The organism is Thalassotalea sp. PLHSN55, assembly GCF_052030545.1.
In the GTDB taxonomy this organism is placed as follows: domain Bacteria; phylum Pseudomonadota; class Gammaproteobacteria; order Enterobacterales; family Alteromonadaceae; genus CANMXU01.
Map to the genome: position 1 here is coordinate 690,985 of NZ_JBPDIH010000001.1, position 12,813 is coordinate 703,797.

Annotated in this window: 8 protein-coding genes; 2 read left to right on the plus strand and 6 right to left on the minus strand. The window is 40.1% G+C overall.

What is annotated here, in order from left to right; translation table 11 throughout:
* Window positions 1–29: 29 nt before the first annotated feature.
* From ACRRSQ_RS03040 to cynS, 4 genes are all read right to left on the minus strand, one after another.
* Window positions 30–1,622: an ABC-F family ATPase gene (locus ACRRSQ_RS03040; RefSeq protein ID WP_440874217.1), complete on the minus strand. Its 1,593-nt coding sequence runs from the start codon at window positions 1,620–1,622 to the stop codon at window positions 30–32.
* 210 nt (window positions 1,623–1,832) lie between these two features.
* Complete coding sequence (locus tag ACRRSQ_RS03045; RefSeq protein WP_440874218.1) at window positions 1,833–3,548, minus strand: protein kinase domain-containing protein; 1,716 nt, start codon at window positions 3,546–3,548, stop codon at window positions 1,833–1,835.
* Window positions 3,549–3,663: 115 nt separating this feature from the next.
* Window positions 3,664–4,509 (minus strand): formate/nitrite transporter family protein, encoded by an 846-nt coding sequence (locus ACRRSQ_RS03050; RefSeq protein WP_440874219.1) that lies wholly within the window; start codon window positions 4,507–4,509, stop codon window positions 3,664–3,666.
* Between the two features lie 70 nt (window positions 4,510–4,579).
* Entirely contained in the window at window positions 4,580–5,020 is a 441-nt protein-coding gene (cynS, locus tag ACRRSQ_RS03055) for a cyanase (RefSeq protein WP_440874220.1), read from the minus strand.
* 374 nt (window positions 5,021–5,394) lie between these two features.
* On the opposite strand from cynS, the gene ACRRSQ_RS03060 reads away from it, so the two are divergent.
* Window positions 5,395–7,278 carry a sigma 54-interacting transcriptional regulator gene (locus ACRRSQ_RS03060; RefSeq protein ID WP_440874221.1) on the plus strand — a complete coding sequence of 628 codons (1,884 nt, stop codon included), beginning with the start codon at window positions 5,395–5,397 and terminating at the stop codon, window positions 7,276–7,278.
* Window positions 7,279–7,321: 43 nt separating this feature from the next.
* Here ACRRSQ_RS03060 and ACRRSQ_RS03065 read toward each other — a convergent pair whose 3' ends face one another.
* Together ACRRSQ_RS03065 and ACRRSQ_RS03070 are read right to left on the minus strand one after the other, a co-directional pair.
* On the minus strand, window positions 7,322–7,567 hold the full coding sequence (locus ACRRSQ_RS03065; protein ID WP_440874222.1) for a DUF2164 domain-containing protein: 246 nt from the start codon (window positions 7,565–7,567) through the stop codon (window positions 7,322–7,324).
* Between the two features lie 29 nt (window positions 7,568–7,596).
* Entirely contained in the window at window positions 7,597–9,867 is a 2,271-nt protein-coding gene (locus ACRRSQ_RS03070; protein WP_440874223.1) for a YgiQ family radical SAM protein, read from the minus strand.
* Window positions 9,868–10,283: 416 nt separating this feature from the next.
* Here ACRRSQ_RS03070 and ACRRSQ_RS03075 point away from each other — a divergent pair, with 416 nt between their 5' ends.
* Window positions 10,284–12,743: a prolyl oligopeptidase family serine peptidase gene (locus ACRRSQ_RS03075; RefSeq protein WP_440874224.1), complete on the plus strand. Its 2,460-nt coding sequence runs from the start codon at window positions 10,284–10,286 to the stop codon at window positions 12,741–12,743.
* The last annotated feature ends 70 nt before the right edge of the window (window positions 12,744–12,813 follow it).

Sequence of the window (12,813 nt, forward strand, 5' to 3'; positions counted from 1 at the left end):
GCAGCTTTTAGTTTGCCGCTTTTAGCTTCTTAAACTTGGCTTGCTAAATACTCATCATATGTACCAGCAAAGTCTTCGTAGCTATTTTCTTTTAATTCAATAACACGTGTTGCTAGGCTTGATACAAACTCACGGTCATGTGATACAAAGATAATGGTGCCTTCAAATTGTTCCATCGCCATGTTTAATGACTCGATAGACTCCATATCCATGTGGTTGGTTGGTTCATCCATCACTAAAATATTTGGCTTTTGCATCATGATCTTGCCAAATAACATACGGCCTTGTTCACCACCAGAAAGTACTTTAATTGATTTATTAATATCGTCAGCTGAAAATAATAAGCGGCCTAAATAGCCACGTACCGCTTGCTCATCATCGCTTGGTTGACGCCATTGGCTCATCCACTCAAATAAGGTCATGTCGTTTTCAAATTCATGGGCATGATCTTGCGCGTAGTAGCCGATATTCACGTTTTCAGACCAGGTATATTCACCTGAAGTTGGCTTGTATTCACATTCGCCCATTAGAGTGCGAAGTAGGGTAGTTTTACCGCTACCGTTTTCACCAATTACCGCGATGCGCTCACCAACTTCAACCATTAACGACATATCTTTTAATACGTGGTTATCGTCGAAGCTTTTGTTTAACTTGTCTAATACTAAGGCGTTACGGAATAATTTCTTTTCTTGGTCAAAGCGAATAAATGGGTTCACTCGGCTTGATGCTTTTACTTCAGCTAATTGAATTTTATCAATTTGTTTCGCACGTGAAGTCGCTTGTTTGGCTTTTGAAGCGTTTGCAGAGAAACGTGCAACGAAGGCTTGAAGTTCACCAATTTGCGCTTTTTTCTTAGCGTTATCAGCTAATAACTGCGCACGTGCTTGCGTTGCCGCTAACATGTATTCGTCGTAATTCCCTGGGAATACTCGTAATTCGCCGTAATCAAGGTCGGCCATGTGAGTACAAACACTGTTTAGAAAGTGACGGTCATGCGAGATGATGATCATAGTTGAGTCACGTTCGTTTAATGTTTCTTCTAACCATTGAATCGTATGAATGTCGAGGTTGTTGGTTGGCTCGTCAAGTAATAATACGTCTGGGTCTGAAAATAGCGCTTGTGCAAGTAGTACACGTAGTTTCCAACCCGGAGCGACTTCACTCATTAAGCCGTAGTGCTGCTCAACTGGAATACCAACACCCATTAACAATTCACCGGCGCGACTTTCTGCGCTGTAACCGTCCATTTCTGCGTATTCTGACTCTAAATCGCCAACGCGCATGCCTTCTTCTTCGCTCATTTCAGGCAAGGCGTAAATGCGGTCACGCTCTTCTTTTACTGCCCAAAGCTCGGTATGACCCATGATCACGGTATCAACGACAGAATATTCTTCAAAAGCAAATTGGTCTTGGCGTAATTTACCAATGCGCTCGTTAGGATCTAAGCTAACATTACCGCTAGTTTGGTCTAAATCGCCACCTAAAATTTTCATGAAAGTCGATTTACCACAACCATTTGCGCCGATTAAACCGTAACGGTTTCCGCCACCAAATTTTTGTGAGATGTTTTCAAATAGCGGTTTTGCGCCAAATTGTTGGGTAATGTTGTTTGCTGCTAACATAAAATTTCCGTTAAGGTTTATTAAGGCGACTGCTAAAGTTGCACGCTTAATAAAAGGTTAAAATGGTGTCGATTGAGTAATTATCATATTGCTCAAAAATAGTGCGCGCGATTATACGTGAAAGTTACTAGATAATTAACTGTTATTTATTTTACAGGCAGGAATAGTACGCGCTTTTTGGAAAACTTCTTTGGTCGACGTAAACATCCATCAACTTAATAAAACTTGTTGAACAATAATTGTTAGTAATAAGCAAAATGAGATCACCTGCCAAAACATTACTGGATTACGCTCGATAAGCGGTCTACGGTGTTTAGATACAAAGCGTTTATTCGGTTTGTGCAGATCATAAATAAATTCTGATATTTCCGAATAACGCTTAATCGGTTCAATATGTAAGGCTTTGCGCAAAGCATCGTCTACCCAGATCGGAAACTCACAATCATCATTAATTAAACTTTTATAAGCTATGCGCTTTTGTGCTGATAAGCTTTTGGCTTGCGTTAAATTTGTGCCATAAGGAAAGTGACCTGATAGCATTTGATAGGTGATCATCGCTAGGGCATAAATATCTGACTGTTGGCTACCACAGTGACCTAAAAAGTATTCGGGCGCGGAGTAACGCATCGTGCCACGCATGACTTCTTCAGGCGCTATATCTGATGCTCCTGCGATAAAAGTCGAGCCAAAATCAATAATTTTCACGACGTTATTTGCATCGATCATGATGTTATTTGGTCGCAAGTCTTGGTGGATCATTTCTTGTCGATGAAAAGCCTGTAAACCTTTCGCGACTTGCCCGATGATATCTCTGACCTGATGAAGTGTAGGTTTTGGATTGTCGATTAACCACTGGTTAAGTGAAATACCGTCAATATATTCGGAGACTAAATAAAGGAAATTACGTTTTCGTTTTGACATGATAGCTTTAACTACATGCGGGTTATCAAGTCGTTTGGCGATCCACTCTTCGAGCATAAAACGTTCGAGGTATTGGTTATCATTACTTAGCTCGGTTGATGGTGTTTTAATCACAACAGTTTGTTTCGTGGTTAAATCGCGCGCTAAAAATACATGGCTGCGACTACTGATATAAATTTCTCGTAAAATTTCATAACCATCGAATTCCATTCTAGCGGCAAGCCTTGGTGGCAGGGGCAGTAAGCTGATATGTTGATGTATCTCATCTAGCTGATAGTCGGGCACATGGTCAATACTCACAACTTGTATGCTTAAATTGTCATCACTGCCTGCGGCCAAAGCATGATCAATAATTTTTTCAGCGGCGCGAGTCAAATTCTCACTGTGTTGGATCAGGTTAACAAGTTCACTGTTTTTTAAAAACTCGTAAACACCGTCAGTGGCGATGATAAATATATCGCCTTGTTCAAGCGTTTCGCTGTGATAATCTATTTCTAGGCGTTCGTTAATACCAAGTGCTCGGGTTAAATAACTCACCTCTTCTGAGACAATACGCCGGTGATCATTGGTGAGTTGTTCTAGTCCTGAACCACTTAACCGATATATACGTGTATCGCCAGTATGAAAAATATGGGCGGTGTTGGACTTAAGCACTAGGGCTGAAAATGTTGCGATATAACCTTTATCTTTATCAAAACGATAAGGGCTATTTTGAGTTTGTGCATATAGCCAATAGTTTATCGACTTAATGACTTTTTGTGCTGCGCTTTTAACAGCCCAAGATTCAGAGGTGCAGTAGTAGTCTTCAATAAAGCTTGAAACAGCGGTTTGGCTGGCAATTTGGCTGACTTTGCTTGAGCTAATGCCATCGGCCATTGCAAGCACTACGCCTTTGGTACTGAGCTGAGGTTCATCGGGAATAACATGACCAATAGCGTCTTGGTTAATGGCTTTTAGCCCTTTATTGCTTGCTTGACCAATAGTGACGCTCAGCGGTTGACTCATGAAATTTCCTTTTAGTTGATTGGTTAGGTATAACGCGATTTTTGTTTTAGCGTACCAATTAAAACAGGCTCAAGATACTGTATATCAAGAGCCTGAAAATAATAACGCTTTACGTTTATGTTGTTAATTCAGCAAGTTTTTGCTCTTTCTTTGCTAATTTACGCTCTGGAGAAGTTCTTACATGGGTGAGGTAAAGTGGCAAGCCGACTAAAAATAAGCCACCGGCTAAGTTACCCAATACAGTTGGGATTTCATTCCATAATAAATAATCGTAAACGGTGAATTCACCACCCATGATCATAGAAAATGGAAATAGGAACATGTTAACGATTGAATGTTCAAAGCCCATGAAGAAGAAAAGCATGACTGGCATCCACATTGCTGCCATTTTAGAGCCCGCAGAGGTTGAGATCATAGCACCAACAACACCCATTGAAACCATCCAATTACATAACATACCGCGAATAAATATGGTAAACCAACCACCAATACCATGTTCTTGGTAGCCTAAGGTTCTCGACTCACCTATGGTTGCAACTTTTGCCGCAATAGCGCCACCATCGGTGGCATATCCATAGGTTAAGATAAAGGACATCATAAAGGCTGTAGTGAGCGCCCCAGCAAAGTTGCCGACAAATACCAACCCCCAGTTGCGCATAATCCCACTAACGGTAACACCTGGGCGTTTATCAAATAATGCCAATGGTACTAAGGTAAAAACACCGGTAAGAAGATCAAACTTCATTAAATAAAGCATAATGAAGCCTACCGGGAAAAGACAAGCACCTAAAATTGGGCTGCCAGTTTTAGTGGCAACAGTTATCGCAAATACTGCAGCTAAGCCTAAAATGGCGCCCGCCATGAAAGCTCGTATAATGGTATCTTTGGTAGACATGTAAACTTTTTGTTCACCCGAGTCGACCATTTTGGTGACAAATTCATTTGGTTCTATATACGCCATGAAATATCTCTCTTTTATTTTGATGATGTGTTGTTATTTATGGTTTGCGCTATTATTAAAGCACTCTTCATTACCAAGCCTTGTAAGGTAAAAACTTACCGTTTAACGTTAAAATTACGCGGTCTCCTTTTGGATTTTCTTCCTTGTCTACGTCCATAGAAAAGTCAATGGCGCTCATAATGCCGTCACCAAATTTTTCTTGGATCACTTCTTTTAATGTGTCGCCATAAACACCAACAACTTCATATAAGCGATAAATTAATGGATCTTGTGGAATAGCGTGATCCCATTCTTTGGTTGGATAAGCGGTTAAAACCTGAAAAGTTTCAGCAGGCAAACCTAAAAATGCAATCAGCTTTTCAGCCGTTTCACTTGGGCAACTGTTCATGCCTAAGCATGCAGATGTTGTCCAAACTACTGACATATCAATTGCATCGGCTATGGTTTGCCAACTTAAATTTCTTTCGTTCTTAATGGCAAAAATAGCTTCTGTTACATCTATTCTTTTCATATGAATTTTCCAAAAGTTTGTGGATGAATGTGAAGCAAAATTAATATGGCGATGAACTATTGCTGTGCAATATTCAATTAAGTTATCGCGATATTAATTTTAGTGGCTCCATACGATTAACTTTATTGTAAAGTTAATAATGAGATAGCGATTACTATGCCAATATTTTATTTATTCTTAAGTTGTTGATAATGTTTAGTAATAATTGATTTTACTTGGTTTGTACTTAGCAACGAATTTTCGTGGAAAACGAAATTTCGTTTTCGTAAGCACGAATTATCGTTGTTTGGCGTAGTTATTGAATGTGTTTGATTAACAAGATAAATCGCTGCGCAATTTCAGCGCTTACGAGCAAAAAAAGAGGACACATTGCTATGTTACACAGCCTGTTTATCAATGCCCCAACGGCTATGGTGTTAATTGATCCAAATAAAAATTTGATTTTGCAGATTAATGAGCGCGGCAGAGCAATGTTTTCACTTAAGCAAGCAGACTTATCGCGCTACAGCGTGACTGAGTTTTTTTCACACAATTTAGAAACCTTATTTAGTTTTACTCAGCATGTACTTTCTCAAGGCTCGGCATGGAGCGATGATTTATCCATTAAAGTAGCGAACAAAGAAGTGTTTTTAGAAATTAACGCTGTGCTCATTCAAGATAAAATTTTATTAAGCTGTGAAGATAGCCTGATTAATTTTGGGCAACGTTATAATTCTTCAATTGAGTCGAGCTATCAATCAGGTTTGTTTCATTGGAATAAAAATGAAACCATTTTTCAAGAAATAGAACGACAAAACAGCTTATTGTTAAGCGCTGTTGGTGACGGTATTTATGGCGTTGACGCAAAAGGGCATACGACTTTTGTTAACGATGCTGCTGAGAAAATTTTGGGTTGGAAAAAATCAGAATTAGTCGGGGCGAAAATACACGATATTATTCATCATTCTTATGCCAGTGGTGAGCATTACCACGCAATTGATTGTCCTATTTATGCCGCTTTTAATGATGGCATTGTTCATTGTGTTGACGATGAAGTGTTTTGGTCAAAAAGCGGTAAACCGATTTCTGTTGAATACACCAGTACGCCGTTAACTGACAATGGCACACTTATTGGCGCTGTGGTGATTTTTCGTGATATTGGCGATAGAAAGCGCACGCAAGAAAAACTTTTAACAGCGCTGAAAGAAGTCGACAGTTTAAAGAGGCGTTTAGAAATGGAAAAGGCCTACTTACTCGAAGAAATTAATGCCGACTTTAATCATCACCAAATCATTGGTCAAAGTGAAAAAATTAATCATATGGTCAATCAAATTGATTTGGTTGCGCCAACCGATGCAAATGTGTTGATTATTGGCGAGTCGGGCACAGGTAAAGAGCTTATTGCCCGCGCGATCCATGAAGCAAGCAATCGTAAAGGGCGACCATTAATTCGTGTTAATTGCGCTGCGATCCCAGCTGAATTATTTGAAAGTGAATTTTTTGGTCATGTTAAAGGGGCCTTTTCTGGCGCTATTTCAAACCGCCTTGGGCGTTTTGAACTGGCTGATGGTGCGACTTTGTTTTTAGATGAAGTCGGGGAAATTCCTTTGCATTTGCAAGGTAAGTTATTACGTGTGTTACAAGAACAGCAATTTGAACGAGTTGGCGAGTCTACTACCCGACATGTTGATGTCAGAGTTATTGCAGCCACAAATAAAAATTTAAAAAAATTGGTGCAACAAAATAAATTTAGAGAAGATTTGTATTTTCGCTTGAATGTGTTTCCTGTTAAATCTCCGCCATTGCGAGAGCGTATTGATGATTTACCATTATTAGTACGGCACTTTATCAATAAAGTGTGTACGCGAATTAATAAACCACAGCCGCAAATTTCGATTGCACAAATGCAAGCGTTAGAACACTACAGCTGGCCGGGTAATATTCGCGAGCTAGAAAATATTATTGAACGACAAGTTATTTTGGCTAAAGGTAATAAGCTGAGTTTTAGTTTTTTAACCAGCGAACAAGCGTATGTGCAAAATCAGGGGAATAATGTAAAGCGTTCACCGGCTAACCAAACAAGTTTAATGAGCGCAAAGCAGCATAAGCAGTTGGAAAAAGATAACATTGAAAAAGCGATGGCGCAGTGCCAAGGGAAAATTTATGGTGATGGCGGAGCGGCACAATTATTGGGGCTTAAGCCAACCACACTGGCTTCAAAGCTAAAAAAATACGCCATTAATCGCCAAGATTATCTCGCGGCGCTAGAAAACGAATAAATATTAATACAAATGCAGCAATGTGATGGCGTATCAGTACTTGCTAAGACAGGTCTTTTTCAATGGCGTATAAGTCGTCGTCGATAGTTTCTAGGCGATTTTGTAGAATGAGTCTGGAGTCTTCTATGCCGCGATTATAGAAATGACCACCAAGCTCTTTCGCAATAAAATCAAGTAAAAATTCAGCGTCAAATTGCGCTAAGTCTTGATCGAGTTCAGCGCTGAAATAACGCTGAAGTTTATCAACCATTTCACTTGTTTGTGCTTTAGAAAATTCAATCGTTGCCAAAGTTTTTATCCTATTTTAAATCGTTTAGTTTATTTGCGCTTTTTACGTGTTGTGTTTGGGGCTCTATCGTTAAATTGATTATCGCTAAAACGCGTTAAACCTTGCTTGCCTTTACCTGCGGGCTTTTTACTAAAATGACGGCGTTGACCTGGCGATGTTTTATTGCCATTGCCATTATTTTTGCCTTTACCGTTGTGCTTATAATGTTGTTTGTTTTGCTCACCGCGCGTTTCTGGTGGCACTAAACATTGTGGACCGTTGCCGATCAACTTACGTGCTAAGCCCATTTTAGTAAGTGCTTCACGAATGATTGGCCAGTTAACTGGGTCGTGATAGCGTAATATCGCTTTATGTAAACGGCGCTGAATTGTGCCTTTTGGCACCGCAACGCTGTCGCTATTACGGCGGACATTTCTCAGTGAGTCGATTTCGGTATGGTACAAGGTGGTTGCATTTGCCAATGGTGACGGATAAAAGTTTTGAACCTGATCTAATTTAAAATCATTTTCTTTTAACCATAGGGCTAAATTCACCATATCTTGATCGGTCGTGCCGGGGTGCGCAGAAATAAAGTAAGGAATAAGATACTGCTTCTTACCTGCAAGTTTTGAATAATGATCAAACATCTCTTTGAACGCATGGTAACTACCCATGCCCGGTTTCATCATTTTATTCAATGGCCCTTCTTCAGTGTGCTCAGGCGCTATTTTTAAATAACCGCCAACATGGTGGCTAGCAAGCTCTTTCACGTATTCTGGATCTTGAATCGCTAAATCGTAACGAACGCCAGAGGCGATCAGTACTTTTTTAATGCCTTTGACTTTACGGGCACGACGGTAAAGATTAATCGTTGGTGTGTGATCGGTATCTAAATGACCACAAATAGTTGGCCAGACACAAGACGGTTTTCGACAAGTTGCTTCTGCTTTTTCGCTTTTACAACGCAGTTGATACATGTTGGCAGTTGGTCCGCCAAGATCTGATATCACGCCAGTAAAACCGGGGACTTTTTCTTTAATATCTTCAATTTCAGCAATAATAGAGTCTTCGCTGCGGCTTTGAATAATACGACCTTCATGCTCGGTAATCGAACAAAAAGTACAGCCGCCAAAACACCCACGCATAATATTAATCGACGTTTTGATCATATCGTATGCCGGTATTTTTGCTTTACCATAACTAGGGTGAGGTACACGTTGATAAGGCAGACCAAAAACGCCGTCCATTTCTGCTTCTGAAAGTGGTGTTGCCGGCGGATTTAACCAAATAATTCTGTCGCCATGACGCTGTGCCAATGGTTTGGCTGACGTAGGGTTAACTTCTTGATGAAATATACGCGAGGCGTGAGCGTATAATACTTTATTGTCTTTAACTTGCTCAAAGGTCGGCAAATTAATATAGGTGGTTAGCCAAGGCTTCTTTTTATCCGCCCAACTTTTATTGCGATAGTCTTTTAATTCAATCGGTTGTGCGGTTTTGGTGACATCACTTTCAACATCAACTTGCTTGGCAGATGCCTCTGTTGCACAACTTTGGTCAATTTCTTGATACGGGCTGATGATAGGGTCAATTTTCCCCGGTTTATCGATATTGCGTGAATCAATGCCTTTCCAACCGGGTAGAGCTTGTTTACTAATAAAAGCGCTGCCTCTAACATCGGTAATATCTTTAGGATTATCACCACGGGCAATTCGATGAGCAATTTCAACTAGCGGACGTTCCGCATTGCCATAGATTAACAAATCGGCTTTTGAATCAAATAATACTGAACGACGTACTTTGTCAGACCAGTAATCGTAGTGGGCAATTCGACGTAAACTGGCTTCAATACCCCCAATAACTACCGGTACACCTTTGTAGGCTTCTTTACAGCGCTGGGTATAAGCGGTTACTGCGCGATCAGGGCGTTTGCCACCTTCATCATTTGGCGTATAGGCATCATCGTGGCGCATTCTGCGCTCGGCGGTATATCGATTAATCATCGAGTCCATATTGCCAGCGGTTACGCCAAAAAATAAATTGGGTTTGCCAAGCTGCATAAAGGCATCTTTAGAGTGCCAATCTGGCTGAGCAATAATTCCGACGCGAAAACCTTGCGACTCAAGCATACGGCCAATTATCGCCATGCCGAAACTTGGGTGATCAACATATGCATCGCCAGTGACAATAATAATATCGCAACTGTCCCACCCCAATTCATCCATTTCGGCGCGCGACATGGGTAAAAACGGGGCGCTTCCGTAGCATTCAGCCCAATATTTGGGATAATCAAAAAGCGCTGTTTGTGGAGATGATTTCATGCAATAAACCTAAATGAGAACTATGATGCTGACAATTAATGCCTAAGTCGTACTTGTATAAATTAAGTGTTTACCAGACAAAGGTAACGACACCGCAACAAATTAGCGCGCGATTATAGCAGTTTTGCCTAGGCAATGGCATGTTAATTTTTGCTAATGGGCTTTCGAGTAACGATGGTTTCACTCGTGGGAAAGTCGAAGCTAGCGCATACCGACATTTTGAAACCAACTGTCGCAACAATAGCGCAATTAGTCGCGTAAGATTACACATTGGCAATACAGCCTTGTATCTTGTAACGTTATGAAAACTTTAACGGCGCTAATTCGCCGTTTTCTTATTTGAGTATATACTCATACAGGGAATTTTATTCCTGCTGATTTACAATAATTCTAATCACGAGACTGATGTTAATCATATGAAATTAAAACTTATTACAACGCTTGTTGCTTTTTCTCTTACCGCATGTACCGCTAATGACGTGATGCAAAGTACGGAAACACCAACAGCCTCTAATACCGCAACCGTTACGTCAATAGCCAATAAAAATGCTGATGTCAGCAATATTATTACGTTAGAACAAATTATGTCTGATCCCGATTGGTTCGCTCGCTCTCCTGAATCATGGTATTGGGGAGATGATAGCAACACCATTTTTTATCAACAAAAAAGAGCGGGCAATCCGGTTCGTGATTTGTTTAGTAAAAGCATTGAACAAGTTGGTAATGGCAGTAAAACGGATTTAGCACGTTTACATGTGTTTGCAGATAAAAATGCCGTACTTAATCAAACAGGCACTAAAGAAGCGTATGTTTTTCAAGGTAATGTTTTTGTTAAAGATCTAAAAAGTGGCGACGTTCAGCAATTAACTTATACCTCGGCTATTGAGCGCAATGCGATGTTTTTAACGAATGGCAATGTTGCTTATCGTGTTGAGAACCGCTTTTTTGAACATAGCTTAGTGAATAACTCGGTAAAAGAGTTAGCTAATTTAACCACAACGTTAGCAACATCAGCAGATAAAACACCAAGCTATATTGCCAATGAGCAACATAAACTTATTGAGTATGTTGCCTTACAAAAACGTAATCGCGATTTAAAAGAGCAAGTTAAAGAGCAGTTGAAAGCAATAAACAGCACGTTAACGCAAACCGACTTTAACTTTGGCAAAAACAAAAAAATCGTTCATGCCAGCTTGTCACCTGCTGGTGATAAGATGATTATTAGTCTTGCTGATAAAGGCACGGTTGATAAAAGCGATATAATGCCTAACTATATTGCTGATGACGGTCACATTAAAGCCCAGCAAGTACGTGCGCGCGTGGCAGATAATAGAAAATACAGCGAAGAGTTATTTTTATTAGATTTAAAAACGGGAATGCAGCATTCACTCGGCTATCAGACATTACCTGGTTTTGATGACGATGTATTAGCTGAAGTACGCCTTGAAAACTATAAGCGCGAAGGCAAAAGCTACCATAGCCAAAAAGCGCCAAGAAACATTCACGTTATACAAGCATATCACCCAATTAAATGGCATGAAGATGGCAAACACGTAGCTATTATGTTGGAAGCGTGGGACAACAAAGATCGCTGGCTAGCAACCGTTAATTTTAACGAAAACAAGTTAGTGAATCAGCACCGTTTACATGATGATGCTTGGATCAACTGGACGTTTAATGAATTTGGTTGGTTAAACGATAGCGATCGTTTGTATTATCTTTCTGAAGAAAGCGGTTATTCTCATTTATACGTAAAATCATTACACAGTAAAGCGAGACGCTTAACTACCGGTAAATATGAAGTGAGTGACTTAACCTTAAGCCAAGATGAGCAGTCAATTTACTTTAGAGCAAATAAAAAGCACCCAGGCATATACGAAATTTATCAAGTAGATATTGAACAGGGGAATGTTAAAGCGCTTACTGATTTAGGTGGTAATAATAATTATGCATTAAGCCCTGATGAGTCTAAGTTACTGATTGAACATTCAACAGTAACCATGCCGCCAGAGCTTTACGTACAAGCTGCTAAACCAGATGCTACAGCGACCCGTTTAACGCACACCGTGAGTGAAGACTTTTTGAACATGCCGTGGTCGGCGCCGCAAGTTGTGGCGATAGCGTCAAGCAACCAAAGTGAACCTATCTATTCAAAAGTTTACTTACCTAAAAACTTTGATGTAACCGCCAAGAAAAATCGTGCGGTAATGTTTAGCCATGGCGCGGGTTACTTGCAAAACTCACATTTGGGTTGGTCAGGTTATTTCCGTGAATTTATGTTCCATAGCATGTTAGTTCAACAAGGTTATGTGGTTATCGATATGGATTACCGCGCATCAAAAGGTTATGGCCGCGACTGGCGTACAGCGATATACCGCCATATGGGTAAACCAGAAGTTGAAGATATGGTCGATGGTGTTAATTGGTTAGTTGAAAATGCAAATGTCGATAGCAACAGAGTCGGTACTTATGGTGGTTCATACGGTGGCTTCCTAACGCTAATGTCAATGTTTACCGAACCTGAATTATTTCAATCAGGCTCTGCACTGCGTTTAGTATCTGATTGGGCGTATTACAACCATGGTTATACTTCCAATATATTAAATACCCCAGAAGATGACGCGATTGCTTATGAGCGTAGTTCACCGATTTATTTTGCTGAAGGCTTACAAAAACCCTTATTAATTAATGCACCTATGGTCGACGATAATGTGTTTTTCCAAGATACCGTGCGTTTAGTACAACGTTTAATTGAACTAGAAAAGCAAGACTTTGAAACGGCTATTTACCCAGTAGAGCCGCACGGTTTTGTGCAACCAAGTTCATGGTTAGATGAGTACCGTCGTATTTATAAATTGTTTGAAAATACCTTATAAAAGAGGTGAGTAAATCGTAAAAACGTAAAAGCCAACTAGGTATTAGTTGGCTTTTTTATTGCTCGCACAA

Bases quoted from the DNA above. Each gene is read 5' to 3' on its own strand.
- ACRRSQ_RS03050 (WP_440874219.1), bottom strand. From the start codon at position 4,509: ATGGCGTATATAGAACCAAATGAATTTGTCACCAAAATGGTCGACTCG.
- ACRRSQ_RS03070 (WP_440874223.1), bottom strand. From the start codon at position 9,867: ATGAAATCATCTCCACAAACAGCGCTTTTTGATTATCCCAAATATTGG.
- ACRRSQ_RS03040 (WP_440874217.1), bottom strand. From the start codon at position 1,622: ATGTTAGCAGCAAACAACATTACCCAACAATTTGGCGCAAAACCGCTA.
- ACRRSQ_RS03060 (WP_440874221.1), top strand. From the start codon at position 5,395: ATGTTACACAGCCTGTTTATCAATGCCCCAACGGCTATGGTGTTAATT.
- ACRRSQ_RS03045 (WP_440874218.1), bottom strand. From the start codon at position 3,548: ATGAGTCAACCGCTGAGCGTCACTATTGGTCAAGCAAGCAATAAAGGG.
- ACRRSQ_RS03075 (WP_440874224.1), top strand. From the start codon at position 10,284: ATGAAATTAAAACTTATTACAACGCTTGTTGCTTTTTCTCTTACCGCA.
- cynS (WP_440874220.1), bottom strand. From the start codon at position 5,020: ATGAAAAGAATAGATGTAACAGAAGCTATTTTTGCCATTAAGAACGAA.